The organism is Nonomuraea sp. 3-1Str, from assembly GCF_031570565.1.
GTDB lineage: Bacteria > Actinomycetota > Actinomycetes > Streptosporangiales > Streptosporangiaceae > Nonomuraea.
Genome location: NZ_JALHBK010000027.1, coordinates 99,940 through 125,153 on the forward strand (window position 1 = coordinate 99,940; position 25,214 = coordinate 125,153).

The 25,214-nt window shown below is 74.7% G+C and carries 24 protein-coding genes and 1 riboswitch; of the genes, 22 read left to right on the forward strand and 2 right to left on the reverse strand.

Going from position 1 to position 25,214, the window contains the following annotated elements:
• Nucleotides 1-37 precede the first annotated feature (37 nt).
• The 7 genes from MTP10_RS32740 (at nucleotide 38) to rpe (ending at nucleotide 9,818) form a co-directional block, all read left to right on the forward strand.
• Nucleotides 38-2,245 carry a primosomal protein N' gene (locus MTP10_RS32740; protein WP_310714377.1) on the forward strand — a complete coding sequence of 736 codons (2,208 nt, stop codon included), beginning with the start codon at nucleotides 38-40 and terminating at the stop codon, nucleotides 2,243-2,245.
• A 49-nt stretch (nucleotides 2,246-2,294) separates the two neighbouring features.
• Complete coding sequence (locus MTP10_RS32745; protein ID WP_310714379.1) at nucleotides 2,295-4,184, forward strand: hypothetical protein; 1,890 nt, start codon at nucleotides 2,295-2,297, stop codon at nucleotides 4,182-4,184.
• A gap of 72 nt (nucleotides 4,185-4,256) precedes the next feature.
• The gene (locus tag MTP10_RS32750; RefSeq protein WP_310714381.1) at nucleotides 4,257-5,615 is read left to right on the forward strand and encodes a hypothetical protein; all 1,359 of its coding nucleotides are present in this window, start codon (nucleotides 4,257-4,259) and stop codon (nucleotides 5,613-5,615) included.
• A gap of 4 nt (nucleotides 5,616-5,619) precedes the next feature.
• Nucleotides 5,620-6,168 (forward strand): peptide deformylase, encoded by a 549-nt coding sequence (gene def, locus MTP10_RS32755; RefSeq protein WP_310714383.1) that lies wholly within the window; start codon nucleotides 5,620-5,622, stop codon nucleotides 6,166-6,168.
• 4 nt (nucleotides 6,169-6,172) lie between these two features.
• Nucleotides 6,173-7,102 (forward strand): methionyl-tRNA formyltransferase, encoded by a 930-nt coding sequence (fmt, locus tag MTP10_RS32760; RefSeq protein ID WP_310714384.1) that lies wholly within the window; start codon nucleotides 6,173-6,175, stop codon nucleotides 7,100-7,102.
• A gap of 271 nt (nucleotides 7,103-7,373) precedes the next feature.
• Nucleotides 7,374-8,996: a transcription antitermination factor NusB gene (locus MTP10_RS32765; RefSeq protein ID WP_310714385.1), complete on the forward strand. Its 1,623-nt coding sequence runs from the start codon at nucleotides 7,374-7,376 to the stop codon at nucleotides 8,994-8,996.
• 159 nt (nucleotides 8,997-9,155) lie between these two features.
• On the forward strand, nucleotides 9,156-9,818 hold the full coding sequence (gene rpe, locus MTP10_RS32770) for a ribulose-phosphate 3-epimerase (RefSeq protein ID WP_310714387.1): 663 nt from the start codon (nucleotides 9,156-9,158) through the stop codon (nucleotides 9,816-9,818).
• A gap of 53 nt (nucleotides 9,819-9,871) precedes the next feature.
• On the opposite strand, the gene MTP10_RS32775 is transcribed toward rpe, so the two are convergent.
• Nucleotides 9,872-10,393 (reverse strand): MauE/DoxX family redox-associated membrane protein, encoded by a 522-nt coding sequence (locus MTP10_RS32775; RefSeq protein ID WP_310714388.1) that lies wholly within the window; start codon nucleotides 10,391-10,393, stop codon nucleotides 9,872-9,874.
• Nucleotides 10,394-10,601: 208 nt separating this feature from the next.
• Here MTP10_RS32775 and MTP10_RS32780 point away from each other — a divergent pair, with 208 nt between their 5' ends.
• The 11 genes from MTP10_RS32780 (at nucleotide 10,602) to MTP10_RS32830 (ending at nucleotide 20,038) form a co-directional block, all read left to right on the forward strand.
• The gene (locus MTP10_RS32780; protein ID WP_310714390.1) at nucleotides 10,602-11,411 is read left to right on the forward strand and encodes an oxygenase MpaB family protein; all 810 of its coding nucleotides are present in this window, start codon (nucleotides 10,602-10,604) and stop codon (nucleotides 11,409-11,411) included.
• An 89-nt stretch (nucleotides 11,412-11,500) separates the two neighbouring features.
• A riboswitch (FMN riboswitch) is annotated at nucleotides 11,501-11,631 on the forward strand.
• 101 nt (nucleotides 11,632-11,732) lie between these two features.
• Nucleotides 11,733-12,908, forward strand: a complete 1,176-nt coding sequence (gene ribD / locus MTP10_RS32785; RefSeq protein WP_310714393.1) for a bifunctional diaminohydroxyphosphoribosylaminopyrimidine deaminase/5-amino-6-(5-phosphoribosylamino)uracil reductase RibD — start codon at nucleotides 11,733-11,735, stop codon at nucleotides 12,906-12,908.
• Entirely contained in the window at nucleotides 12,908-13,498 is a 591-nt protein-coding gene (locus MTP10_RS32790) for a riboflavin synthase (protein WP_310714394.1), read from the forward strand. The genes ribD and MTP10_RS32790 overlap by 1 nt, the downstream gene beginning before the upstream one ends.
• Entirely contained in the window at nucleotides 13,495-14,160 is a 666-nt protein-coding gene (locus MTP10_RS32795; protein ID WP_310714396.1) for a nicotinamide mononucleotide transporter family protein, read from the forward strand. The genes MTP10_RS32790 and MTP10_RS32795 overlap by 4 nt, the downstream gene beginning before the upstream one ends.
• Nucleotides 14,157-15,374, forward strand: coding sequence for a bifunctional 3,4-dihydroxy-2-butanone-4-phosphate synthase/GTP cyclohydrolase II (locus MTP10_RS32800; protein WP_310714399.1), 1,218 nt, complete (start codon nucleotides 14,157-14,159; stop codon nucleotides 15,372-15,374). Before MTP10_RS32795 ends, MTP10_RS32800 begins: the two co-directional genes overlap by 4 nt.
• Complete coding sequence (ribH, locus tag MTP10_RS32805; protein WP_310714401.1) at nucleotides 15,371-15,841, forward strand: 6,7-dimethyl-8-ribityllumazine synthase; 471 nt, start codon at nucleotides 15,371-15,373, stop codon at nucleotides 15,839-15,841. The genes MTP10_RS32800 and ribH overlap by 4 nt, the downstream gene beginning before the upstream one ends.
• A 19-nt stretch (nucleotides 15,842-15,860) precedes the next feature.
• The gene (locus MTP10_RS32810; protein WP_310714402.1) at nucleotides 15,861-16,313 is read left to right on the forward strand and encodes a PH domain-containing protein; all 453 of its coding nucleotides are present in this window, start codon (nucleotides 15,861-15,863) and stop codon (nucleotides 16,311-16,313) included.
• 106 nt (nucleotides 16,314-16,419) lie between these two features.
• Nucleotides 16,420-17,280 carry a MoxR family ATPase gene (locus MTP10_RS32815; RefSeq protein WP_310714424.1) on the forward strand — a complete coding sequence of 287 codons (861 nt, stop codon included), beginning with the start codon at nucleotides 16,420-16,422 and terminating at the stop codon, nucleotides 17,278-17,280.
• Complete coding sequence (locus MTP10_RS32820; RefSeq protein WP_310714404.1) at nucleotides 17,273-18,382, forward strand: VWA domain-containing protein; 1,110 nt, start codon at nucleotides 17,273-17,275, stop codon at nucleotides 18,380-18,382. The genes MTP10_RS32815 and MTP10_RS32820 overlap by 8 nt, the downstream gene beginning before the upstream one ends.
• Nucleotides 18,375-19,466, forward strand: coding sequence for an XdhC family protein (locus MTP10_RS32825; RefSeq protein WP_310714406.1), 1,092 nt, complete (start codon nucleotides 18,375-18,377; stop codon nucleotides 19,464-19,466). Before MTP10_RS32820 ends, MTP10_RS32825 begins: the two co-directional genes overlap by 8 nt.
• Complete coding sequence (locus MTP10_RS32830; protein WP_310714408.1) at nucleotides 19,463-20,038, forward strand: nucleotidyltransferase family protein; 576 nt, start codon at nucleotides 19,463-19,465, stop codon at nucleotides 20,036-20,038. The genes MTP10_RS32825 and MTP10_RS32830 overlap by 4 nt, the downstream gene beginning before the upstream one ends.
• On the opposite strand, the gene MTP10_RS32835 is transcribed toward MTP10_RS32830, so the two are convergent.
• The gene (locus tag MTP10_RS32835) at nucleotides 20,035-20,934 is read right to left on the reverse strand and encodes an endonuclease/exonuclease/phosphatase family protein (protein WP_310714410.1); all 900 of its coding nucleotides are present in this window, start codon (nucleotides 20,932-20,934) and stop codon (nucleotides 20,035-20,037) included. The two genes, MTP10_RS32830 and MTP10_RS32835, sit on opposite strands and share 4 nt — an antisense overlap.
• A 108-nt stretch (nucleotides 20,935-21,042) precedes the next feature.
• Here MTP10_RS32835 and MTP10_RS32840 point away from each other — a divergent pair, with 108 nt between their 5' ends.
• The 4 genes from MTP10_RS32840 to MTP10_RS42090 all read left to right on the forward strand — a co-directional run.
• The gene (locus MTP10_RS32840) at nucleotides 21,043-22,083 is read left to right on the forward strand and encodes an LLM class F420-dependent oxidoreductase (RefSeq protein WP_310714412.1); all 1,041 of its coding nucleotides are present in this window, start codon (nucleotides 21,043-21,045) and stop codon (nucleotides 22,081-22,083) included.
• 280 nt (nucleotides 22,084-22,363) lie between these two features.
• Entirely contained in the window at nucleotides 22,364-23,662 is a 1,299-nt protein-coding gene (locus MTP10_RS32845; protein ID WP_310714414.1) for a dicarboxylate/amino acid:cation symporter, read from the forward strand.
• Nucleotides 23,663-23,818: 156 nt separating this feature from the next.
• The gene (locus tag MTP10_RS32850) at nucleotides 23,819-24,109 is read left to right on the forward strand and encodes an antitoxin (RefSeq protein WP_310714416.1); all 291 of its coding nucleotides are present in this window, start codon (nucleotides 23,819-23,821) and stop codon (nucleotides 24,107-24,109) included.
• 120 nt (nucleotides 24,110-24,229) lie between these two features.
• Nucleotides 24,230-25,214, forward strand: a 985-nt coding sequence (locus MTP10_RS42090; RefSeq protein WP_397334552.1) for a serine/threonine-protein kinase, incomplete at its 3' end; no start/stop codon positions are given.

Consider the following 25,214-nt stretch of genomic DNA (forward strand, 5'->3'; position numbering starts at 1 on the left):
GGTCCTGCAGGTCGCGGGGTTCTGGTAGACGTAGTCCGTGACAGACTCCGACGACGCCCTGCTGCCGCTCGACGCCGTGCGGCCCGCGGTGGTGCCGTCCAAGGGGGCCCCGGTTCCCGCGCCCTCCGACCCGGTGGCCAGGGTGGCGGTGGACAACCCGCTGCCCCACCTCGACCGGCCGTTCGACTACCTGGTGCCCGCCACGATGCACGAGAGCGCCCGGCCGGGGGTGCGGGTGCGGGTGCGGTTCGCCGGCAAGCTCGTCGACGGGTTCGTGCTCGAACGGGCCGAGCGCAGCGAGCACGCCGGGCCGCTGACCGCCCTGGAGCGGGTGGTCTCGCCCGAGCGGGTGCTGACGCCGGAGATCGCGGGCCTGGCCCGGGCGGTCGCCGACCGGTACGCGGGCACGTTCGCCGACGTCCTCCGCCTGGCCGTCCCGCCCCGCCACGCCAAGGCCGAGGCGGAGGTCCCGGCCGTGCCGGGGGAGCGGGAGGGCCGCGCGGCCGAGCCCACCACGGCCGAGCCCACCGCGGCCGAGCCCACCACGGGCGAGCCCACCACGGGCGAGCCCACCACGGGCGAGTCCTCGACGGTCGCGTCGGGCGCCGGACCGTGGGACTCCTACCCGGCCGGTGCCTCCTTCCTGAAGGCGCTCACGGAGGGCCGGGCCCCGCGCGCCGTCTGGCAGGCGCTGCCCGGCGCCCGTGGGTGGGCCCCCGAGGTGGCGGAGGCCGTACGGGCCACGCTGGACGGCGGCAGGGGGGCCGTCGTGGTCGTGCCCGACGGGCGCGACGTGGCCCTGGCCGACGCCGCGCTGGCCCGCGCGCTGGAGCCCGGGGCGCACGTGGCGCTCACGGCCGCCCTCGGCCCGGCCGAGCGCTACCGCCGCTGGCTGCGCCTTCTCAGGGGCCAGGCGCGGGCGGTGGTGGGCACGCGGGCGGCGATGTTCGCGCCGGTGGCCGATCTGGGCCTGGCGGTCATCTGGGACGACGGCGACGACCTGCACGCCGAACGGCTAGCCCCCTACCCGCACGCCCGCGAGGTGCTGGCGCTGCGGGCGTACCGCTCCGGCGCGGCCATGCTCGTCGGCGGCTACACCCGCACCGCCGAGGCCACCCAGCTCGTCGCCACCCGCTGGGCCCGGCCGATCGTCGCCTCCCGCCAGACCGTGCGGAGCCTCGCCCCGCGCGTACGGCCGGCCGGCGAGGACGCCGAGCTGGCCAAGGACCAGGCGGCCCGCGCGGCGCGGCTGCCCAGCCTGGCCTGGCGGGCGCTGCGCCAGGGCCTGGAGGAGGGGCCGGTGCTGGTGCAGGTGCCCCGGCGCGGCTACCTGCCGGCCGTGGCGTGCCAGCGGTGCCGCGCCCCCGCCCGCTGCGCCCTGCCCCCCACCCGTCTCGCCCCCTCGCCCGCCAGACCGGCCGGATCCGCCGGGGAGCAGCCGGAGGCCGGAATGCTGGCCGTGGCGGGGGAGGAGCCGCTCTGCCACGGCCCCCTCGCCCTGCGCGCGGGGCACGCCGCCCCCTACTGCCGCTGGTGCGGGCGCGTCGACCCCGGCTGGCGGTGCCCCCACTGCGGAGGGGCGCGGCTGCGGGCCGTGATCGTCGGGGCCCGGCGTACCGCCGAGGAGCTCGGCCGCGCCTTCCCCTCCACGCCCGTGCGCACGTCCGGCCGTGACGGCGTGCTGGCCACCGTGCCGGCGGCGCGGGCCCTGGTCGTCGCCACGCCCGGCGCGGAGCCGGTCGCGGAGGACGGGTACGCCGCCGCGGTGCTGCTCGACGCGTGGTCGCTGCTCGGCCGGGCCGACCTGCGGGCCTCCGAGGAGGCGCTGCGCCGGTGGATGAACGCCGCCGCCCTGCTCCGTCCCGCCGCCGAGCTGGTGGTGCTGGCCGACGCCGGGCTGCCGGCCGTACAGGCGCTGCTGCGGTGGGATCCGATCACGCACGCCGAGCGCGAGCTGGCCGACCGGGCCGAGCTGGGCTTCCCGCCCGCGGTCCGCATGGCGACGCTCACGGGCGTCTCCTCCGCGGTGCGGCAGATGCTCGACGAGGTACGACTGCCCGCCGACGCGCAGGTGCTCGGCCCGGTGCCGATCGACGAGGCCGGGCAGGAGCGAGCCATGATCCGCGTGCCACGCCCGGGAGGAGCGGTACTGGCCGCGGCGCTCAAAGGGGCCAGCGGAGTGCGCGCGGCGCGTAAGGCGCCGGATGTCGTGAGGGTGAGTGTCGACCCGCTCGACCTGATTTAGGCCGTTTCCCCGATTCGCTCATCTGTAAGTCAGCCGTTAGCGTGCCTTTGTGTCGATCGAATGGGTGAACCAGGCCATCGACGACCTGCGTGCTTGGGGACGGGCGCGGGGAGTCGAGGTGGACGCGGACGAGGTCCGCCTGCTCTGCGACTACGCCAGCGACTACCTCGACGTCAACGCGCCGGGCGACTTCACCCCCGCCGCGTTCGACGAGCTGCTGCTGTCCATCTACCCGCGCAAGGTCATCACCCCGCCCGAGAGCGCCCCCCAGACCGTGGCCGCCGCCCGCACCCTGGTCGACTACCTCCAGGACACGGGCGGGGCGAGCGCCGCCGTAGCGGGGGAGATGCGCGACCGGATCGACGACATCGAGCCCAGGATGTCCGACGCGCTCGCCGACGAGTCCAACTTCGGCATGGCCAAGAGCCTGTTCAGCTCCATCGGGCCCGAGTCCCTGGAGCAGTCCATCGCGATCCCCTCCGGCGAGCTGCCCGACCTGGGTGAGGCGCCCTGCGACTGCCCGGGGTGCTCGCCGCTGCCCGGCGTGCGGCTCGTCCCGCCGGAGGACCTGCTGGAGGCGCTGGAGCGCGTGCCGCTCTGGACGGCCGTGCAGGGGGGCGGGGGAGCGCGGGAGCAGTCGTACGAGGAACTGGTCGGCGAGTTGCGGCGGCACCTCGACGACGCCGAATCGGATGACGACGGCGAATCAGATGGCGTCGGCGGCTCAGGTGACGCCGGCGGCTCAGGTGACGACGCGGGGGAGGTGGCGTTGGGGCGGTGGGCGCGCGTGGTGGCCTACCTCGTCGACCACGACACCCGCGGCGCCGTCACCGGGAGCGCCGAGCTGGACGAGGAGCTCTACGACCTGTTCGACATGCTGTACCGGCTGCGGACCGGGGTGCCGGTCTCCGTCATCGGCGACTACCTCCAGGAGGTCGTGGACGACGGCGACGTGGACGTTCCGGCGACGCTGGAGCGGCTGGCCTGGTGCGGGCTGATCGAGAGGGCGCCCGGCCCGCCGGGATTCCTGCCGCCCCGCGGGCCGGGAGCGGGCGGGACACGGCCGGGCGACGGCGGAGCCGCACCGGGGGGCCGCGGGCTCGCCCCGGTCGCGGGCCGCATCGGCGCCGCCCCGCACACCGGCCCCGGCCCCCAGCGCGGCTTCGCGGGCCGGCGCGGCTCAGGCGCGCCTTCGGAGCCCTACGGCGACAAGGTGGGTGCTACGGTGGGCCATGGTGGCACGGCGGGCGGTACGGCCGGCCATGGCGGTACGGCGGGTGGTACGGCGGGCCATGGCGGCACGGCGGGGCTGACGCCGCTGGCCGTGTGGGCGCTGCGTGAGCACTACCTCGCGCTCGGCGTCGACGCCCCCGAGGCGCCCGACCTGGCCGAGACCGACGCCACCGGGCTGGTCGAGGGCCTGCTCGACGGCTTGCCCACCGAGGTGGCCGAGGACGACATCGCCCGCTGGCTCAGCCGCCGCACCCCCGGCGAGGCCGCCGCCCAGCTGCTGGCCGCCGCGTCCGGCGCGCCGGCCGTGGCCCGCGGCATCGCCGTCACCATCGTGGACCACCTGGGCGCCGAGGCCGAACCCGAGGTGCGCGCCGTCCTCGACGACACCGAGCTGCGCCCCCACGCGATCCACTGGCTCGCCTCCCGCGGCCTGCCGTCGCCCTCGCTCACCCAGGACGAGCTGCTCTGGGTCAGCGTCGACATGCTGGCGCTGGCGATGCCCGCGGCCGAGGAGGACCCCGACATCTTCGCCGAGAACATGGCCGCCTCCGGCCCGCCCGCCCACCTCATCGAGGAGATGTGGCGCGTGGACCACCCCGACGTGGTGGACGTGCTGGAGCTGCTCGGCCGTTCCATCCCCGACGGCACGGTCGCCAAGGCGGCGCGCAAGGCCGCGTTCAAGGCGCGCTCCCGGGCGATCAGGTAGGACCCCCGACGGCCCCGACCGGGATCACGCGATGAGTACGTCCCTGTGACTTGTGTGCAGTAAGTTTCGTGGGTGGCCAACAATGTCTTCGACCTCGCCGAGCTGCGCAAGCTGATCGATGAGCAGCCCGCCGTGCCGCCGCGCTCGCCGCAGGAGACGGCTGAGGAGCACGAGGCCCTGACGTTCCCGCCCGTGACCCTCCTCCCCGACGCGGAGCTGGCCCGGCTGGTGCCCGCCGTGCCGCTCGTGGCCGACGCCATCCGCCTCGCCGCGTGGACCGGTACCCGCCCCGTCACCCCCGAGGGGCTGCTTCCCGAGCCTGACGCGGCCGCCGCGGCCGAGACCCTCGGCGTCGAACCGGCGCGGCTGCGCCTCCTCTGGATCGTCGCCGTCAACACCGGCCTGCTGCAGATCATCCGCGGCCAGGCGCTGCGCGGCCCGTTGCCGGAGCTGCTCACGGTCGAGGCGACGCTGGAGTTCTGGGACGGCGTGGTGATGGACGTCCTCGACCGCGCCGACGAGGGGCTGACCGGCTCCACCGTGGTCGACGAGCACCTCGCCGAGATGCTGGCCACCGTCTACTCCGTGCGCTCCGGCGTCGCCGTCGCCAACCTCGCGCGGGGCATCCTCCAGTCCCACGAGGTCGCCTGCCGGCCGGGCACGGTGCAGCTGCGCCGGCTGGCCGCCTCGCTGCCCGCCGAGCTGCTGGAGGCGCTGGCCCTGCTCGCGTACTGCGGCCTGGTCGAGCAGACCGACGCGGGCCGCACGGCGCTCACGCCCCTCGGGGTGTGGGCGATCCGCCGCGACCTGCTGCGCGAGGGCCACGACGCGCCGACGGCCGCCGAGGTGGAGGTGTTCGCCGACCTGTCGGCCGCCGAGCTGGTCGAGGCGCTGGTGAAGGGCGCCGCGACGCAGAGCGCCGTGGCGGGCTGGCTCGAACGCCGCCCGCCCGAGGAGGCCGCCCGCGAGCTCGTCGAGATCGCGGCGCAGGGCACGGCCGGGCAGCGCGGCGCCGTCGGCGCCATCCTGGAGGAGCTCGGCCCCGAGGCCGAGGCGCCGGTGCGCCGGGCGCTGGAGCTGCCGCTGATGCGCCGCTACGCCGCGTCCTGGCTGCACATCCGCGACCTCGAAGCCCCCGCGCTGAGCGCCGACGACCACACCTGGATCGCGGTCGACTCCCTGGCGGCGCTCATGCACCTGTCCGGCCACGCCGCCGGGCGGCTCGACCCGCCCGAGCCCGGCGAGGACCTGATCCGGCTCGTCGGCGCGATGCCCGCCGTCGACCACCCCGACACGATCGCCGTCCTCGACATGCTCGCCTCCGCCCACGACGACCCCGCCGTCGTCAAGGCGGCCCGCAAAGCGGCGATGAAGGCGCGATCCCTGGAGCACACTAAACTGGGCTCACCCCACCGAAGCGAAACGGAGTGACCCCTTGGCGATCCAGTCGATCCGGCTGTTCGGAGACCCGGTGCTGCGCACCCCGGCGGCCCCTGTCGTCGACTTCGACAAGGAGCTCCGCAAGCTGGTCAAGGACCTGACCGACACGATGATGGACGCGCCGGGCGCCGGCCTGGCCGCCCCGCAGATCGGCGTCGGGCTGCGCGTGTTCACCTACTACGTGGACGACCAGCTCGGTCACCTGATCAACCCCGACCTCGACCTGTCCGCCGAGCTCGACGAGGAGGGCGAGGAGGGCTGCCTGTCCTTCCCGGGGCTGTCCTACCCGACGCCGCGCGCCGTCCGCGCCGTCGCCAAGGGCTTCGACATGCACGGCGAGCCGATCGTGCTCGAAGGCACCGACCTGATGGCCCGCTGCTTCCAGCACGAGACCGACCACCTCGACGGCATCCTGTTCATCGACCGGATGGACCCCAAGCAGCGCAAGCTCGCCATGAAGGCGATCCGCGAGGCGGAGTGGAGCGGGCTGTCCGCGCCGACGGTCAAGTTCTCCCCGCACGCCACCGGCGGAAGGGCGCTCTGAGCCGATGCGCCTGGTCTTCGCGGGCACGCCCGAGACGGCGCTGCCGTCGCTCCGCGCGCTGATCGACTCGCCGCGGCACGACGTGGTGGCGGTCGTCACCCGCCCCGACGCCCAGTCGGGCCGGGGCCGCAAGGTCCACCCCTCGCCGGTCGCCGAGCTGGCCGAGGAGGCGGGCATCCCGGTGCTCCGTCCCGCCAAGGCCGGCGACCCCGAGTTCCTGAAGCAGCTGGCCGAGCTGGAGCCCGACTGCTGCCCCGTGGTGGCCTACGGCGCGCTGCTGCCGCAGTCCGCGCTCGACGTGCCGCGACACGGCTGGATCAACCTGCACTTCTCGATCCTGCCCGCCTGGCGCGGCGCCGCCCCGGTGCAGCACGCGATCCTGCACGGCGACGAGATCACCGGCGCCTCGACGTTCCAGATCGTCAAGGAGCTGGACGCCGGGCCCGTCTACGGCGTGCTCACCGAGGAGGTGCGGCCGGACGACACCAGCGGCATGCTCCTCGACCGGCTCGCCCTGTCCGGGGCCGGGCTGCTCGCGGCCACGCTCGACGGCGTCGAGGACGGCACGCTGGAGGCCCGCCCGCAGCCGCCCGACGGGGTGAGCGTCGCCCCCAAGATCAACGTCGTGGACGCGGAGGTCGACTGGTCGGCGCCCGCTATGCGGATCGACCGGCTCGTCCGAGCCTGCACCCCCAACCCCGGCGCCTGGACGACGTTCCGCGGTCAGCGGCTCAAGCTCGGCCCGGTCGCCCTCGCGCCGTCCGCCGGCGCCCTCGCCCCGGGCGCCATCGCCGCGGGCAAGAACTCCGTCCTCGTCGGCACCGCCACCCACCCGGTCGAGCTGGACGCGGTGCAGCCGCAGGGCAAGCGGGTGATGAGCGCGGGAGAGTGGGCGCGGGGGGCACGCGTCGAGAACGGCGACCGGTTCGAGTGACCGGGCCGCCCGATGCCGGCCGACGCGGCCGGCGCCGGGCGGCGTGACCAGGTGGCGCGGGCCGCTCGGCCTGACCCGTTCAGGTGGCCGGGCGGCGTGACCGGTCGGTGTACCGGTAGGCCTGAACCGGGCCGCGTGTCCGGGCCGCGTGTCCGGGCCGCGTGTCCGGGCCGTGCGTCCGGGTCGTGTGGCCGGGCGGCGGGATCGTGAGGCATGACCGTCGCGTGAATCGTGCGGCGGGACGGATCGCAGACATGAGGGAAATCCGGGGATGAGCAGCAGCGGGGGCCGTGGGCCCGAGGACCGTGGCACGGGCCGCCAAGGCGGTCGCGGCCGGGATCGGGCCGCCGGCGGGCAGGCGCGGGCGGGCGGTCCCGGGGGCGGAAAAGCCGGACGTGGGCGTGGCGGAGCCGGCAGGGCACCGCGTGACCCCGCGCGTAACGCCGCGTTCGACGTCATGCGCGCCGTCGACGAACGCGACGCGTACGCCAACCTGCTCACCCCGCGCCTCCTGCGCGAACGCGGGCTGACGGGGCGCGACGCGGCCCTGGCCACCGAGCTGGCCTATGGCACCCTGCGCGGCCTCGGCACGTACGACGCGATCATCGCGATCTGCAGTGACCGCGCGCCCGACCCCGGCGTGCGCGACGCCCTGCGGCTGGGCGCCCATCAGCTCCTCCGGATGCGCGTCCCGCCGCACGCGGCCGTGGGCACCACGGTCGATCTGGTACGGCAGCGCATCGGCCCGGGAGCGGCCAAGTTCGTCAACGCGGTGCTGCGCAAGATCGCCTCACGCACGCTCGAAGAATGGCTGCCGATCGTGGCGCCGGACCTCGCCGACGATCCGTCGGGCCATCTCGCGGTCGTCCACAGCCACCCGCGCTGGGTGGTCAGCGCGTTCCGCGACGCGCTCGGGGGCGAGATCGAGGAGACGGCAGAGCTGCTCGCCGCAGACAACGCCCGGCCGCTCGTCACACTGGTGGCCCGGCCGGGGCGCTCGTCCCGGCGGGAGCTGCTCGACGCGGGCGCCGAGCCCACCCGCTACTCCCCGTACGGGGCGCACCTGACGGAGGGCGACCCGGGCCGGATCGCGGCGGTCGCCGAGACCCGCGCGGCCGTGCAGGACGAGGCCAGCCAGCTCGTCGCCCTCGCCCTGACGCGCGTACCCCTCGGCCCGGCCGGTCCGGGAACCGGGGCCGGTGAGGGGCGCGAGGAGCTGTGGCTGGACATGTGCGCCGGCCCGGGCGGCAAGGCGGGCCTCCTGGACGCCGTCGCCACGTACGGGGATCTGACGGGCGTGCCGTCGAGTGCCGCCGGTCCGGCTCATGCCGGCGCGCCCGCGGACGGCGACGGCCGGGGCGACGCGGATCACGAGCGGCAGGGGCCGGTGGCGTTCCGGGGTGGAGCGCGGCTGGTGGCGGCCGACGTGCAGCCGCACCGCTCGCGGCTCGTGTGGCAGACCACCCGGGACGCGGGCGTGATCACCGCCGACGGCACCCGGCCCGCCTGGCGGCCCGGGACGTTCGACCGCGTCATGCTCGACGCCCCCTGCACGGGGCTGGGCGCGCTGCGGCGCAGACCCGAGGCGCGGTGGCGGCGCGACCCCGCGAGCGTGGCCGAGCTGGGGCGGCTCCAGCGCGCCCTGCTGAGCACCGCCCTCGACGCGACCCGTCCGGGCGGGGTCGTCGCGTACGTCACCTGCTCCCCGCATCTGGCGGAGACCCGGGTCGTGGTCGGCGACGTGCTCGCGCGCCGCGACGACGCGGAGCAGCTCGACGCCCGCGCGTACCTGCCCGAGGTCGAGGGTCTGGGGGACGGGCCGTACGCCCAGTTCTGGCCGCACCGCCACGGCACCGACGCGATGTTCCTCGCCCTCCTCCGCAAGCGCGGGTAGCGGTCCGCATGATCCGGTGGTGCGCGCGCGAGGGCGCGCGTGCGGACGCCGGGACGCGTGCCGGAGAGCGGGCGCCCGAACCGGCGGCCGCGTGCCGGGGAGCGGGCGGCTGACCCGGAGGCCGCGCACCGGGGGCGGGTTCAATAGACTCGGCACATCATGGCCGTACAGATCTCTCCCAGCATCCTGTCCGCCGACTTCGCGCGGCTCGCCGACGAGGCCGCGGCGGTGTCCAACGCCGACTGGCTGCACGTCGACGTGATGGACAACCACTTCGTGCCCAACCTCACGCTCGGCCTGCCCGTCGTCGAGTCGCTGCGCAAGGCCACGTCCCTGCCGCTCGACTGCCACCTCATGATCGAGGACCCCGACCGGTGGGCGCCCGCCTACGCCGAGGCCGGCGCCGGGAGCGTCACCATCCACGCCGAGGCCGCGCGGGCGCCGGTGCGCACGCTGCGCCAGATCCGGTCGCTGGGCGCGCGGGCGGCGCTCGCCCTCAACCCGGGCACCGCCGTCGAGCCGTACGAGGGGCTGCTGGGCGAGATCGACATGCTGCTGCTGATGACGGTCGAGCCGGGGTTCGGGGGGCAGCAGTTCCTCGACATGGTGCTGCCGAAGATCCGCACCGCCCGCGCGCTGATCGAGCGGCACGGCGGCCAGATCTGGATTCAGGTGGACGGCGGGGTCACGAGCGAGACCATCGAGCGGGTCGCCGAGGCGGGGGCGGACGTGTTCGTCGCCGGCAGCGCCGTCTACGGGGCCAGCGACCCCTCGGCCGCCGTGGAGGCCCTGCGCGTCCAGGCCGCCGGCGTCACTCTCTGACGCGTTCGCTCCCTCTCCGGGCTGCTCCGGTGCAGCCCGGTCCCGAGCGTGGGTCAGGGGCCGGCGAAGAGGTCCACGAGGTCGTCGAAGGCGGCCACGAGGATGGCCCCGATCAGCCCGGCGACGCCCGCCACCACCACCCCGGCGAGCGCGGGCGACCCGGCCGGCGGCAGCAGGCCGAGCGCGGCGGCGATGATCAGCAGGCCGTTGCGGACGAGGTGACGGGCTCCGAGCGGGGCCGCGGACGCGCCGAAGCAGCGGCAGGGAGCGCGCCGTCCGCGCCGCAGCGCGACGGCGATCGCCACGGTGAACGCCGCCAGCAGCAGCAGGGCGAGCCCCAGGCCGTACGCCACGACCCCGGACACCCCCGCGACCAGCGGTACGGCCACCAGGAGCGCCACCAGCCCCTCCAACGCGGCCACCACGACCGCCAGCGGGCGGGTCAGAGCGCGGGGCACGGGGACGAGGTCGGGCAGCGAGCGGGCGAACCCGGGCAGGTCGCGTGCCTTGGACACGGCCGTGATGGCGAAGACGACGGCGATCAGCCAGGCGCATCCGACCCGCACGTACTCCACTCGCGAACCTCCACCGTCCGTCGTACGTCCATCATGGCCACCGGCCGGGCAGAACACGGCGATCATGATGATCCGGCGGTCCGGGGCCCGGGCGCAATGGCGTACGTCACATTGGTGGGTCATGAAATATGCGGAAACGCGAATCGAGCGCAGACGCGATACCGGCAAAGTGACATAAACACACCCAGACCTGGGTAACTGCTTACTTATGACGGATCACGGCCTGTTCGGCCCCCGGTCGGTGACCTGGCGCGTGATGGGGGAGCCGATCCTCCTCGTCGGCGGGCTGCGCGCGCTGCTCATGCAGGGGTTGCACCCGCGTGCCATGCGCGGCGTCCTCCAGCACTCCGCCCTCATGGACCCGGCCGAGGCGTGGTCCCGGTTCGTGCGCACCACGGAGTTCGTCCGCGTCCGTACGTACGGGACGACAGCCGAGGTGGAGCGGGCCGGCCGGCGCGTCCGCAAGATCCACGCCAGCCTGACCGCGCACGACCCCGACACCGGCGAGGACTACCGGCTCGACGAGCCCGAGGCGCTGCGGTGGGTGCACGTCGGCGAGGTGGACTCCTACCTGACGGTGGCGCGGCGCGGCGGGGTCAAGCTCAGCGACGACGAGGCCGACGCGTTCGTGGCCGAGTGGCGGCGGGCGGCCGAGGTGGTCGGCCTCGCGCCGGACACCGTCCCCGGAACGGTCGGCGAGCTGCGTGACTACATCGAGGCGCAGCGCCCCGGCCTGCGGTTCGTGCCCGAGGCGGCGCACCCGCTGCGCCTGTCGCTGAACGCCCCGCTCCCGTTCATCCTCACGCCGCTGCGCGCGGCCGTGCCCGCGCTGACGATGCTGGCCTTCGCGACGCTGCCGCGCTGGGCCCGCAGACTGTACGGCCTGCCCGCCACCCCGGTCGGCGACCTGTGGGCGACGGCCACGCTGCGCGCCCTGCACACCGGCCTGGGGCTCGTCCCCGCCCAGGTCCGCTACTCCCCGGCGGCCCGCGAGGCCCGTCGCATCATGGCCGCGTGACATTTGACCAAGCGACCGCTTGGTTGCCATAGTGGGGGGTGCGCGCCTGTCACTTGCGGTGGCATGGCAAACTGGTACAAGAACAGAGCTAGCGTGCTCCGGGGTCGGTGAAACTCCGAACCGGCGGTTACAGTCCGCGACCCGGCCGATGCCATCGGCCGGTTGACCCGGTGAAATTCCGGGACCGACGGTCAAAGTCCGGATGGGAGGAAGCGCGCGGGTGTCCGGCGATCGCCGGGCGCCTCTGTGATGCGTACGCGCATCGCCCGATCCCCCGGGGCCCGCCATGGCCGAGAGCCGATGGCGAGGAGGAGACCCGGGGTGGAGACCAGGGCCGTGGCGGACGCCACAGATCCCGCGGCGCATGACGCCGATCCCCTGACCCGTGAGACCGGATTCATGGCGCGCGCCGTCGAGCTGGCCGCGCGCGGGCACGGCACCACCAGCCCCAACCCCGTCGTGGGCTGCGTCGTCGTCGACGCCGCCGGACGGATCGCGGGGGAGGGCTTCCACGCCCGCGCCGGCGGGCCGCACGCCGAGGTCGTCGCGCTGCGGCAGGCCGGTGAGCGGGCGCGTGGCGGCACCGCGTACGTGACGCTGGAGCCGTGCGACCACACCGGCCGCACCGGGCCGTGCAGCCGGGCGCTGCTCGACGCCGGTGTCGCCCGCGTCGTGGTCGCCGTGCCCGACCCCACGCCACGGGCGGCCGGCGGAGCCGCCCGGCTGCGGGCGAACGGCGTCGCCGTCGAGACCGGGACCCTCGCCGAGGAGGCGGAGCAGGTCAACGCCGAGTGGCTGACGTTCGCGCGCCTGGGCAGGCCGCACGTGACGTGGAAGTTCGCCGCGACCCTCGACGGGCGCTCGGCCGCCGCCGACGGCACCAGTCAGTGGATCACCTCGCCCGAGGCCCGCGCCGACGTCCACCGGCTGCGGGCGCGGGCCGACGCGATCGTGGCGGGCATCGGCACCGTCCTGGCCGACGACCCCCGCCTCACCGCCCGCCCCGCCCCCGAGGCTCCCGCCGGGAGCAGTCCGTTGCGGGTGGTGGTCGACTCCGAGGGACGCACCCCGCCGCGCGCCCGCGTGCTGGACGGCGAGGCGCCCACGCTGGTCGCCGTGGCCCCCGGCGCCCCCACACCCTTCGAGTCCCCGGCCGCCGAGGTGCTCCGCGTCCCCCGCGACCCCGACGGCGGCCTCGACCTCGTACCGCTGCTGCGGGAGCTGGCCCGGCGCGACATCGTCAGCGTGTTCCTTGAGGGCGGCCCCACCCTGGCGGGCTCCTTCCTGCGGCACGGCCTGATCGACCGGGTCGTGGCCTACGTCGCTCCCGCCCTTCTCGGCTCCGGCGCCGCCGCCCTGGGCGACGCGGGCGTCACCGGCATCGCCGGCATCCACCGCCTCGTCCTCGACGACGTCGCCCGCGTCGGCCCCGACCTCCGCCTGACGGCCCGCACCGGGCCTTCCCTTCCCCGCACCCGCCCCCGCAAGGAGCAGTGATGTTCACCGGAATCATCGAAGAGAAGGGTGAGGTGGCCGCCCTCGTGCAGGACGGCGGCTCCGCCCGGCTGTCCGTGCGCGGCCCGCTCGTCACCTCCGACGCCTCCCACGGCGACTCCATCGCCGTCAACGGGGTCTGCCTCACGGTGGTGGAGGTCGTCGGCGACGTGTTCACCGTGGACGTGATGCGGGAGTCGCTCGACCGCACCTCCCTCGGCCGGCTGCGGGAGGGCGCCGCCGTCAACCTGGAGCGGGCCGTGCGCGCCGACCAGCGCCTCGGCGGCCACATCGTGCAGGGCCACGTCGACGGCACCGCCGTGCTGCTGTCGCGCGAGCCCGGCGAGCGCTGGGACGACCTGCGCTTCTCCCTGCCCGGACCGCTCGCCCGGTACGTCGCCGAGAAGGGCTCCGTCGCCATCGACGGAATCAGCCTGACCGTCACGACGGTTGACGACGAAGACTTCGGCGTGAGCCTCATCCCCACCACGCTGAAGCTGACCACGATGGGCGAGCGCCGGGTCGGCGACCTGGTCAACATCGAGGTCGACGTGATCGCGAAGTATGTCGAAAGGCTGGTGGGCAAGCAGTGAACTGGGCAGAGGCCGGATTCACCGTGTTCGGCACCCATGTGCTCTGGACGGACCTGGTCGGCAACATCGCCGCCCTGGCCACGGTCCTGCTGGCGGTGCGCAAGTCCCTGTGGACGTGGCCGGTGCAGCTCACCGGCGCGGTGCTGCTGTTCATCGCCTCGATCAACGCCCACATCACCGGCAACGCGCTCAAGCAGGCGCTGTTCGGAGCGCTGGCGATCTACGGCTGGTGGGCGTGGCGGCGCGGCACCCAGGAGGGCGGACTGCCGGTGCGGCCCGCGACGAGCACCGAGCGCACCTGGCTCGTCGCCGTCATGCTGGTGGGCACCGCCGTGGTCGGCGTCCTGTTCTGGGTGACCGGGCTGTCGTGGGGGGCGCATGTTCCGCTGCCCAAGGGCGGTTTCCTGGTGGCCGCCGACGCCTACATCTTCGTCGGCAGCGCCGTCGCCACGTGGGCGCAGGGCAGGGCCCTGGTCGACTTCTGGATCGTGTGGGTGGCGGTCGACCTGGTGGGCGTCCCGCTGGCGTTCAGCTCGGGGCTCGTGGTGTCCGGCGCGGTGTACGGGGTGTTCTTCGTGCTCGTCCTGTACGGGTTCGTCAAGTGGCTCAGGGAGTACCGGGCCCGGGTCGCCTCCGGCGGGACCGTGGCGGTGGCGTCGTGAGCGGCATCCGGTTCGACCCGGTCGAGCGGGCCGTCGCCGACATCCGCGACGGCCGGCCGGTCGTGGTCGTGGACGACGAGAACCGCGAGAACGAGGGCGACCTGATCTTCGCGGCCGGGCGGGCCACGCCGGAGCTGTGCACGTTCACGATCCGGCACACGAGCGGGATCATCTGCGTGGCCATGGAGGGGCGCGCCCTCGACCGGCTGGGCCTGCCGCTCATGGTGTCGCAGAACAAGGAGCGCATGCGCACCGCGTACACGATCACCGTGGACGCCCGCGACGGCGTCACCACCGGCATCTCCGCCGCCGACCGCGCCAGGACCATCCGCACGCTGGCCGACTCCGCGACCGAGCCGAACGAGCTGGTCCGGCCCGGCCACATCTTCCCGCTGCGCTACAAGGACGGCGGCGTGCTGGCCCGGCGCGGCCACACCGAGGCGGCCGTGGACCTGGCCCGGCTCGCCGGGCTGTCACCGGCCGGGGCGCTGGCCGAGATCGTCAACGACGACGGCACCATGGCCAGGCTCCCGCGGCTGCGCGCCTTCGCCGACGAGCACGGCCTGGCCCTCATCTCCATCGAGCAGCTCGCCGACCACCGGCGCCGCGTCGAGAGCATGGTCACCCGGGTCGCCGAGACCAGCGTGCCCACCGCGTACGGGATGTGGCGGGCCTACGGCTACGCCAGCGCCCTCGACGGCGGCGAGCACGTCGCCCTCGTCTACGGCGACCTCGACGGCGGCGACGACGTCCTGGTCCGCGCCCACTCCGAATGCCTGACCGGCGACGTGTTCGGCTCGCTGCGCTGCGACTGCGGCCCGCAGCTCGACCACGCGATGGCCGCGATCGCCGAGGAGGGCCGCGGCGTGGTCGTCTACCTGCGCGGCCACGAGGGGCGTGGCATCGGCCTGCTCGCCAAGCTCAAGGCGTACAGCCTCCAGGACAACGGCAGCGACACCGTCGACGCCAACCTGGAGCTGGGGCTGCCGGTGGACGCCCGCGAGTTCTCCAACGCCGGGCAGATCCTGGCCGACCTAGGCGTCAAGTCGGTCCGCCTGCTCACCAACAACCCGGCCAAGCTCCGGGGCATGGACGGCTACGGCATCGAGGTGCTCGGGCGCGAGCCCATGCCGGTGGCGATGAACCCCTACAACGAGCGGTACCTCACGGCCAAGCGCGAGCGCCTCGGCCACGACATCTCGGAGGCGTCATGAGCGGAGAGGGACGTCCCGCGAGCCCGGCGGCGCCGGACGCCTCGGGGCTGACGGTCGGCGTGGTGGCCGCGAGCTGGCACGCCAAGATCACCGACCAGCTCGTGGCGCGGGCCGTGCGGGCGTGCGACGACAGCGGCGCGAGCGCCACCGTCGTCCGGGTGGCCGGGTCGCTGGAGATCCCCGTCGTGGCGCAGGCGCTGGCCCGACGCTGCGACGCCGTCGTGGCGCTCGGCGCGGTCATCCGCGGCGAGACCGCCCACTTCGACTACGTCTGCGACTCCGTGACGTCCGGGCTGACCCGGGTCTCGCTCGACGAGAGCACCCCGGTGGGCAACGGCGTGCTCACCTGCGAGACGCTCGACCAGGCCCTCGACCGGGTCGGGCTGCCCGGCAGCAAGGAGGACAAGGGATACGAGTCGGCGGTCGCGGCGATGGAGACGGCACTCCTCCTGCGGGACCTCGCCTGAGCTGCGGTAGGTTCGACGCGTGCCCGAGCCTGTGCCCGCCCCGGCCCTGCCCGTCACCTGGCGCCCGCGCCGGGGGAGGATCGTCCCGTACGTCTTCGCCGTGCTCGTCGTCGCGGGGGCCGCGCTGATGGCGCTGCTCATCGCGGAGCCGTTCCAGGTCGCCGACCGGGTCGCGTTCGTGGTGTTCGGGCTGGCGGTGGCGTGGGTGCTGCACCTGCTCGGGCGGGTGCGCGTCGAGGCGGACGAGGAGGGCCTGACCATCGTCAACGCCCTGCGCACCCACCGCTACAGCTGGCCCGAGGTCATCGACATCACGCTCCTCGTGGGCGACCCGTGGCCCCGGCTCGACTTCTCGGACGGCCGTACGATCGGCGCGATGGGCATCCAGGGCTCGGAGAAGGCCCGCGCCCGCCGTGCCACGGCCGAGCTGTCCGCCCTCATCCGCGAGCGCGGCGAGGCCCGCGAGGACTGACGCCGGACGGTCCGGCGCGTAGCCTGAAAGCGTGCTGGGGCGGACGGGTGAGGCGAGAAGCGCGGTCGGCGGCAGAGCGGGCGTCAGCGCGGGTGCGAGGGCGGGCATCGAGTCGCCGGACACGCTCGCCGAGCTGCTCGACCGGCAGGCGTACCTCGCCGACGAGGGGCTGGCCACGGCCGCCTTCCTGGCGCTGCGGATGGGCCGGCCGCTGTTCCTCGAAGGCGAGGCCGGCGTCGGCAAGACCGAGCTGGCCAAGGCGCTCGCCGCGCTGCTGGAGGCGCCGCTGATCCGGCTGCAGTGCTACGAGGGCCTCGACGCCGCCCAGGCCCTGTACGACTGGGACTTCGCCCGGCAGCTGCTCCACCTCAAGGCGGCCGAGGCCGCGGGCGTCACCGACGTGGGCCGGCTGGAGGGCGAGATCTACGACCGGCGCTTCCTCGTCGCCCGGCCGCTGCTGAAAGCCCTGGAGACGAGCCCGTGCGTGCTGCTGGTCGACGAGATCGACCGGGCCGACGACGAGTTCGAGGCGTTCCTGCTGGAGGTGCTGTCGGACTTCACGATCTCCATCCCCGAGCTCGGCACCGTGCGGGCCGAGACGCCGCCGGTCGTCGTGGTCACCTCCAACCGCACCCGCGAGGTCCACGACGCGCTCAAGCGCCGCTGCCTCTACCACTGGCTGGAGCACCCGAGCTTCGAGCGGGAGGTGGCGATCCTGCTGCGCCGGTTGCCGCAGTGCACCGAGACGCTGGCCGGGCAGGTCGCGCGGGCCGCCGCCCGGCTGCGCGGCGCGGGGCTGGTCAAGCCGCCGGGCGTGGCCGAGACGCTCGACTGGACCGAGGCGCTGCTCACGCTCGGCGCCAGGGAGCTGGACCCGGCGAGGGCCGCCGCCACGCTGGGCGCCGCGCTCAAGTACCGCGAGGACGTGGAGAGCGTCCTGTCCGGCGGGCTGCTGCGACATGAGTGAGCCGCTCGACGGGCTGGCCGCCACCGTGACCGGGTTCGCGCGGACGCTGCGGGCCGCCGGCGTGGGCGCCGACCACGAGCGGACCCGGACCCTGCTGCGCGCCCTCGACCACCTCGACGTGGCCCGGCCCCGGGACGTCTACTGGGCCGGCCGCTTCACCCTCTGCGCCGGCCCCGACGACCTGCCGCGCTACGACCGCTGCTTCCAGGCGTACTTCGGCGGCCGCGCTGCGGACCGCCGCGCCGCCGCCCCGGTGACCGTGACCCGGCACACCCTCACCCTGAACGACGACCCGGGCAAGGACACAGGCGACGACACCGGGGACGAGGACGAGCGCGACAGCGCGCCCGGCAGCGCCAGCCGTACCGAGCTGCTGCGCCACCGCGACGTGGCCGCCCTCACCGAGGCCGAGCGGGCCGAGGTGCACCGGCTCCTGTCGATGCTGCGCGCCGGACGCGCGCCGCGGCGCTCCCGGCGGTTCGAGCCGTCCTCCAGGGGCCGGCTCGACCAGCGGCGCACCCTCCGCGAGGCGCTGCGCAAGGGCGACGTGGCCCGCCTGCTGCGCCGGACGCACACCGTCCGGCCGCGCGGCGTCGTCCTGTTCGTCGACGTCAGCGGGTCGATGGCCCCTTACGCCGAGACGCTGCTGCGCTTCGCGCACGCCCTGGTCCGCGGCGAGCCGCGGGCCACCCGCGTCTACTCGGTCGGCACCCGCCTCACCCCCGTGACGGCCGAGCTGCGCCACCGCGACCCCGGCACGGCGCTGGCCGAGGCGTCCCTGGCCATCCCCGACTGGAGCGGCGGCACCCGGCTTGGCGAGGAGCTGCGGGAGTACCTCGCCCGCCACCACGCCCGCGGCCAGATCGTGGTGATCGCCTCGGACGGCTGGGAGCGCGGCGACCCGAGCCTGCTGGGCGCGCAGGTGGCCCGCCTCGCCCGGCAGGCGTACCGGGTCATCTGGGTCAACCCACACAAGGGGTACGAGGACTACGAGCCGCTGACCGGGGGCATGCGGGCCGTGCTGCCGTACCTGGACGACCTGGTGGCCGGGCACAGCCTGGCCGCCTACGAGGCACTCAGCGAAAGGCTCGCCCATGCGTGACGTGCTGCCGGAGATCATGGGGTGGTGGCGGTCGGGGCTCAGGTTCGGGCTGGCGACCGTGGTCAGCACGTTCAGCAGCGCGCCGAGGCCGCCGGGGGCGGCCATGGCGGTGCGCGGCGACGAGGTGGTCGGCAGCGTGTCGGGCGGGTGCGTCGAGGGCGCGGTGTTCGAGCTGGCCGCCGGGATCGACGAGCCCGTCCTGCAGAGGTACGGCGTGACGGACGACGACGCGTTCGCCGTGGGCCTGACCTGCGGCGGCATCATCGACATCCTGGTCGAGCCGGTGTCCGTCGAGACGTTCCCGGAGCTCGGCGACATCGCCCGCTCGGTGGAGGGGCACGAGCCGGTCGCCGTGGCCACCGTCGTGTCCGGGCCCGGCCGGGTCGGCGCCCGCCGCGTCGTCTGGCCCGGCCGCTCGTCCGGCACGCTCGGCCTCGACCGGCTCGACGTGGCCGTGGACGACGACGCCCGCGGCATGCTGGCCCAGGGCGTCACCGGGATCAGAAGGTACGGACCGCAGGGGGAGCGGCGGCTGGACGACCTGGCCGTGTTCGTCCACTCGTTCGCGCCGCCGCCCCGCATGCTGGTGTTCGGCGCGATCGACTTCGCCGCCGCGGTGGCCCGGCTCGGCAAGTTCCTCGGCTACCACGTGACGGTCTGCGACGCCCGGCCGGTCTTCGCCACGCCCAGGCGCTTCCCCGAGGCCGACGAGGTCGTGGTCAAGTGGCCGCACGACTACCTCGCCTCGGTCGGCGTGGACGAGCGCACGGTCATCTGCGTGCTCACGCACGACCCGAAGTTCGACGTGCCGCTGCTGGAGGTGGCGCTGCGCACCCCGGCCGGGTACGTCGGGGCGATGGGCTCGCGCCGCACCCACGAGGACCGGCTGGCCCGGCTGCGCGAGGCCGGCCTGGGGGAGGAGGAGCTGGCCCGGCTCCGCTCGCCCATCGGCCTCGATCTGGGCGCCCGCACCCCGGAGGAGACGGCCGTGTCGATCGCGGCCGAGCTGATCCAGCTCAGGTGGGGCGGCTCCGGCCGGCCCCTCAGCGACACCGCCGGCCGCATCCACCACGAGGGCCTGTGAGCGCCGGGGCGCGCCGCGTGGCCGGGCTGCTGCTCGCGGCCGGCGAGGGCTCGCGGCTCGGCACGCCGAAGGCGCTCGTGCAGCACGAGGGGGAGCGGCTCGTCGACCGGGGCGTGCGGCTGCTGGAGGAGGGCGGCTGCCACCCGGTCGTGGTGGTGCTGGGCGCGGCGACCGTACAGGTGCGCGGCGCGGTGGTGGTGCGCAACCCCGGCTGGAGGTCCGGCATGGGCTCGTCGCTGCGGGTCGGCCTGGCGGCGCTGCCCGAGGAGGCCGGGGCGGTCGTGGTGGCCCTGGTGGACCAGCCGTTCATCCGGCCGGAGGCGGTGCGCGCGCTGGTCGCCAGCGGCGCGCGGCTGGCCGTCGCCACGTACGGCGGGCGGCGGCGCAACCCGGTGCTGCTGTCGCGGCGCGACTTCGCCGAGGGGGCCCGGCTGGCGGCGGGCGACACCGGCGCCCGGCCGTTCCTGAAGGCCCATCCGGAGCTGGTGACCGGGGTGCCGTGCGACGGCCTCGGCGATCCGGCCGACATCGACACCCCGGCCGACCTGGAGCGGCTGTCCAGGGACGGTTAGAGGCGGAAGGAGGCGGTGGCCGCGCGGTGGTCGCTGCCCGTCGCCGGGGCCACCCCGGCCTCGGTCGCCGTCATCCCCTTGTACAGGATGTGGTCGGGCCGGGTGATGGGGAACGACGACGGCCAGGTGAACCCGAAGCCGCGGCCCGCCTCCTGCTGCGCGTCGGACAGCGGCGGCGTCAGCCCGCGCATGCCCCGGTCGGTGGTGGCGGTGTTGAGGTCGCCGAGCAGCAGGATCCGCTTGCTGGGGTCGGCGTCCACCAGCCGGCGCGCGGCGGCCAGCGACTCGTCGCGCGAGGCGGTCTGGCCGGGCCGGGCCGAGGCCAGGTGCATGACGTACACGGTGACGTCGCCCTCGGGCGTGTCCACCACCGCCCGCAGCGCCCGCACCCAGCCCATGCCGACGTCGAGCGGCTTGGACTCGCGGATCGGGTAGCGGCTCCACAGCCCGACCGTGCTGACCGTGTAGCGATGGGGGAACAGCGTGTTCAGCCGCTTGGCGGCGGGGCCGCCGGGAGTCAGCTCCTGCGCGGCCAGCAGGTCGAGGCCGTCGGCGATGGTCCGTACGGCGGTGCCGGAGGAGCTGTTGGTCACGCCGACGTTGACGGTGCCGACCGACAGGTCGGCGGGCCCGCCGGGCGGGGTGCGTAACCAGGCGGGCCCGAACATCGCCGCCCACACCAGCCCCGGCACCAGCGCCGCCACGAGGGCCGCCCGGGAACGGGCCAGGGCCGCGAGGCCGAGCAGGACGGGCACGGCGAGGCCGAGCCAGGGGAGCACGCTCTCCACCACGGGTGTGAAGCCACCCATCGCGGGGATCAGCCGATGCCCCGCCAGCACCACGGCCACCACGACCGCCGCTGTCACCACGATCCGCCCGACGACCCTCTTCAGCATCGGCCCCTCTCCGAGATCGGCACCAGGCTAGCCGGTCGCCGTACCGCGCGCCGACCCGCTAATCTGTTGCCCTCGCAACGGAATATCATTCGGTCTCGGGAGCCCGGTATGCGCATCGGTATGGCACTCAACTACTCGGGCGGCTTCAAGGAGACGGTCGCCGAGCTCGCCGACTACGAGAAGGCCGGGCTCGACATCGTCTTCGTGGCCGAGGCCTACAGCTTCGACGCGGTCAGCCAGATGGGCTACATCGCGGCCCGGACCGAGCGGCTGGAGATCGCCTCCGGCATCCTGCCGATCTACTCGCGCACGCCCACCCTGCTCGCCATGACCGCCGCCGGCATGGACTTCGTGTCCAACGGGCGGTTCACGCTCGGTCTCGGCGCCTCCGGGCCGCAGGTCATCGAGGGCTTCCACGGAGTGCCGTACACCGCGCCGCTCGGCCGTACCCGGGAGGTCATCGAGATCTGCCGCCAGGTGTGGCGGCGCGAGCGCGTCCAGTACGAGGGCCGGCACTACACGCTGCCGCTCCCGTCCGGTCAGGGCACCGGCCTCGGCAAGCCGCTCAAGCTCATCAACCACCCGGTGCGCCCGCGCATCCCCATCGTCGTGGCCGCCATCGGCCCGAAGAACGTCGAGCTGGCCGCCGAGCTGGCCGAGGGCTGGGAGCCGATCTTCTACATGCCGGAGAAGGCCGGCGCGGTGTGGGGCGAGTCCCTGGCCGCCGGCAAGGCCAGGCGCGACCCCGAGCTCGGCGAGCTGGACGTGATCGCCCAGGCGTCGCTGGCCATCGGCGACGACGTGGCCGGGCTGCTGGAGTTCGGACGGCCGATGGCCGCCCTCTACATCGGCGGCATGGGCGCCAAGGGCCGCAACTTCTACAACGACCTGGCCCGCCGCTACGGCTACGAGAAGGAGGCCGAGCGGATCCAGGAGCTGTACCTCGACGGCAAGAAGGACGAGGCCGCGGCGCTCGTGCCCCACGAGCTGCTGGAGAGCATCTCCCTGATCGGCAGCGAGGGCTTCGTGCGCGACCGCGTGCGGGCGATGAAGGAGTCGGGCGTGACCACGCTGAACGTCGCGCCGCTCGGCCGCACGCACGAGGAACGGGTGCGGCTCATCGAGCAGATCAAGGACATCGCCGGCTGACGGCGGTCTCCGTCATCTGTGACGCCGATCACCTCCGGAACGTGGAATACGGCCGGAGGTGCGGTGTGTTGGACAGACTCGTGAGGTTTTCCGTGGTCATCGTGTGGCTGGTCGAGCGCCTGCACATCGACCTTTGCCGGGTGGTCGGGGCCATCTGTCGCTGATCGCGCTCTGACGCGCTCGATCGCCGATCCCCTTTCAACGCCACCCCAGGCGCCACCTCCCTGCCCGCATGACGTGCGCACCGCCGTGCCGTCCGCACCTCCGGAGTCTTCCTTCCGTGAAGAGATTCAGCTTCTCCCTGCAACTGCTGCTGGGCCTCGCGCTCGGCGTCGCCCTCGGTTTCGTCGCCAAGATCTGGGACGTGGCCTGGCTCACCGAGACCCTGACCAAGGTCGGCCAGATCTTCGTCCAGCTCCTCAAGGTGGCCGTGCCGCCGCTGGTGTTCACCGCCGTGCTGGTCAGCGTCGCCAACCTGCGCAACGTCAACGGCGCCGCCCGGCTGGCCACCAAGACCCTGCTGTGGTTCCTCGCCACCGCGGCCGTGGCCGTGGCCTTCGCCATCGCGCTCGGCCTGGTGATCAACCCCGGCCAGGGCGTCACCCTCGACACCGGCGCCGCCAAGGCCCCCGATCTGGAGGGCGCCGGCACCTGGCTCGACTTCGTCACCGGCATCCTGCCCACCAACGTCTTCACCGCCTTCACCGAGATGAACGTCCTCCAGATCGTCTTCCTGGGAGCCGTCCTCGGCGCCGCCGCCCTCGCGATCGGCGACAAGGCCGAGCCGTTCCTCGCCCTCAGCCGCTCCGTCCTGGAGCTGGTGCAGAAGGCGCTGTGGTGGGTGATCCGCCTGGCCCCCATCGGCACCGCCGGCCTCATCGGCAAGGCCGTGTCCACGTACGGCTGGGAGCTGCTCGCGCCGCTCGCCAAGTTCAGCGTCGCCGTGTACGTGGGCTGCTTCATCGTGCTGCTGGCCGTCTACCCGGTGCTGCTGTCCGTCTGGGGCAAGGTCAACCCGCTGACCTTCTACCGCAACGCCTGGCCCGCCATCGAGCTGGCCTTCGCCTCCCGCTCCTCGGTCGGCACCCTGCCCCTGACCCAGCGCGTCACCATCGAGCGCAACGGCGTGGACGCCGACTACGCCTCCTTCGCGGTGCCGTTCGGCGCCACCACCAAGATGGACGGCTGCGCCTCGGTCTACCCGGCGCTGGCCGCCATCTTCGTGGCCCAGGTCTTCAACGTGCCGCTGGGGGTGGGGGAGTACCTGCTGATCGCGTTCGTCTCGGTCGTCGGCTCGGCCGCCACGGCCGGCCTCACGGGGGCGACGGTGATGCTCACGCTGACGCTGAGCACGCTGGGCCTGCCGCTGGAGGGCGTCGGCCTGCTGCTGGCGATCGACCCCATCCTCGACATGATCCGCACCGCGACCAACGTGACGGGGCAGATGGTGGTGCCGGTGCTGGTGGCCCGCTCGGAAGGCCGCCTGGACGAGGCCGTCTTCAACGCGCCGCCGCAGGAGCTGGACGCCCCGCTGCAGCCCGAGCGTCCGGGCCGCGCCCCGGAGCCGGCCACGGCCTGATTCCGGAGTCCGTGCGAAGGGCGGGAAGCCACTGGCTTCCCGCCCTTCGCGCTGTCTGATGATCTCCGGCCTCTGGGTGGGATATATACCTGTTTAGGGGGGATCGCTCCGTTTGTCGGGTACGCCAGTCACCGAGGCAGTGGAGGAGGTCACACCATGGGTATCGGCGAATGGCTGAAGAAGGCCAAGGACGTGGCGAAGGAGCACTCCACGCAGACCGACGAGGCGCTCCGCAAGGCCGAGCAGTTCGCCCAGGAACGAACCGGCCACAAGTACGACGAGCAGATCGGGCAGGGCTTCGACGCGGTCGAGCGCACGTACCAGGACGGCGGCGAGGGCCAGACCTGCGAGGCGCCGGCCGACACGGGACAGGCCGGAGGGCAGGCCGGGGAACGGCCGGTGGGACCGGAGGAGGGCGGCGAGCGGCCGCAGCCTCCGCGTCCCTGAGCAGGTCGGCGGCGGTGCTCTCCTGAATCCGCGCTTCGGGGGACGGCTGGGGCTCTATGGTGGGTCGAAAATGCCGTTTCTGTAGTTATTGGCGGGGATATGTCGGACGAAGCGCCTTCCATGGTCGCTGGCCGGTACCGGCTCGACGAGCGCATCGGCAACGGGCCGATGGGAGAGGTGTGGCGAGGGTACGACACGCGTGCCGACTGGACCGTGGCGGTGAAGCTGCTCCGGCCGGGCGCCGCCACGCGGGAGGTGCTCCAGCGGCATGCCGAGGCGGTGGCCCGGGTCATCCACCCGAACGTCGCCATGGTGCTCGACGTGGGCGACGAGGACGGCACGCCGTACCTGGTGATGGAGTACCTCGGCGGCGAGAGCCTGGGGGAGGAGCTGGGCTCGCGCGGGCCGCTGCCGATCGCCGAGGCGTGCGACCTGGTGGGCCAGGCCGCCGCCGGGCTGGACGCCGCCCACCGCGCCGGGGTCGTGCACGGGCAGGTGGACCCGGACACCTTCCGGCGGGCCGGCAGCGGGGTGCTCAAGGTCGTCGGGTTCGGCCTGGCGGGGCTCGCCGCGCCGGGTACCCGGTACACCGCTCCCGAGCAGGCCGCCGGGCGCCCGGCCGAGCCCGCGTCGGCCCTGTACGCCCTGGGGTGCGTCTGCTACGAGCTGCTGACCGGCCGGCCGGCGTTCGAGGACGCTCCGGGGGACGCCGCCGCAGAGGGACGGGCCGAGCCCGCGCCGCCGAGCCGGCACCGTGCCGAGGTGCCCGCCGAGCTGGACCGGCTGGTGCTCTCGCTCCTGGCCGCGGACCCCGCCTCCCGGCCTTCCGGCGGCGAGTCGGTACGGCGGGCCCCCCCCCCCCCCGCCCCCCCCCCCCCCCCCCCCCCCCCCCCCCCCCCCCCCCCCCCCCCCCCCCCCCCCCCCCCCCCCCCCCCCCCCCCCCCCCCCCCCCCCCCCCCCCCCCCCCCCCCCCCCCCGCCCCCCCCCCCCCCCCCCCCCCCCCCCCCCCCCCCCCCCCCCCCCCCCCCCCCCCCCCCCCCCCCCCCCCCCCCCCCCCCCCCCCCCCCCCCCCCCCCCCCCCCCCCCCCCCCCCCCCCCCCCCCCC

Coding starts and splice junctions, on each gene's coding strand:
- MTP10_RS32820 (WP_310714404.1), top strand. CDS start 17,273: ATGAGTGAGCCGCTCGACGGGCTGGCCGCCACCGTGACCGGGTTCGCG.
- MTP10_RS32765 (WP_310714385.1), top strand. CDS start 7,374: ATGAGCAGCAGCGGGGGCCGTGGGCCCGAGGACCGTGGCACGGGCCGC.
- MTP10_RS32780 (WP_310714390.1), top strand. CDS start 10,602: ATGACGGATCACGGCCTGTTCGGCCCCCGGTCGGTGACCTGGCGCGTG.
- rpe (WP_310714387.1), top strand. CDS start 9,156: ATGGCCGTACAGATCTCTCCCAGCATCCTGTCCGCCGACTTCGCGCGG.
- MTP10_RS32840 (WP_310714412.1), top strand. CDS start 21,043: ATGCGCATCGGTATGGCACTCAACTACTCGGGCGGCTTCAAGGAGACG.
- MTP10_RS32790 (WP_310714394.1), top strand. CDS start 12,908: ATGTTCACCGGAATCATCGAAGAGAAGGGTGAGGTGGCCGCCCTCGTG.
- MTP10_RS32850 (WP_310714416.1), top strand. CDS start 23,819: ATGGGTATCGGCGAATGGCTGAAGAAGGCCAAGGACGTGGCGAAGGAG.
- MTP10_RS32825 (WP_310714406.1), top strand. CDS start 18,375: ATGCGTGACGTGCTGCCGGAGATCATGGGGTGGTGGCGGTCGGGGCTC.
- MTP10_RS32835 (WP_310714410.1), bottom strand. CDS start 20,934: ATGCTGAAGAGGGTCGTCGGGCGGATCGTGGTGACAGCGGCGGTCGTG.
- fmt (WP_310714384.1), top strand. CDS start 6,173: ATGCGCCTGGTCTTCGCGGGCACGCCCGAGACGGCGCTGCCGTCGCTC.
- ribH (WP_310714401.1), top strand. CDS start 15,371: ATGAGCGGAGAGGGACGTCCCGCGAGCCCGGCGGCGCCGGACGCCTCG.